At 37.1% G+C, this 426-nt stretch carries 1 protein-coding gene; it reads left to right on the forward strand.

Annotation, left to right across the window (positions count from 1 at the left end; genetic code table 11):
- On the forward strand, positions 1-346 hold a 346-nt coding region (locus tag KH400_RS21355), incomplete at its 5' end, for a LytTR family DNA-binding domain-containing protein (protein ID WP_217228074.1).
- Positions 347-426: the final 80 nt, after the last annotated feature.

Here is a 426-nt window from a genome sequence, read left to right on the forward strand (position 1 = left end):
AGACCTAACTGCAGGTGTAGGCAAATTAGCAGTAGAAGATGAAGGGCGAATTGTTTATCTTTCTCCTAAAGATATTGCTTATCTGTTTCGCGAAGATCGAGAAACAATGATCTGTGCCAATGAACGAAAATATAGCTCAAGGACGCCAATTAAAGATTTAGAAGAAAAATTAAAAGGGTACCCCTTTTTTCGAACTCACAAAAGTTACTTAGTGAATTTAGACAAAATTGAAGAGTTAATCCCCTGGTTCAATGGTGCCTATCAATTAAAAGTCGTTGGGCAAAAAGAAGAAATTCCAGTCAGTCGAAATTATGTAAAGGCGCTAAGAGAGCGTCTAGAGTTGTGATATCCATTAAGGTGAATGCATAATGTGGGGTGCATTCGCCTTTTTTTATTATTTGGAACAACTTTTATTGCATGTGGGAC

Source organism: Desertibacillus haloalkaliphilus (assembly GCF_019039105.1).
Lineage (GTDB): Bacteria > Bacillota > Bacilli > Bacillales > KJ1-10-99 > Desertibacillus > Desertibacillus haloalkaliphilus.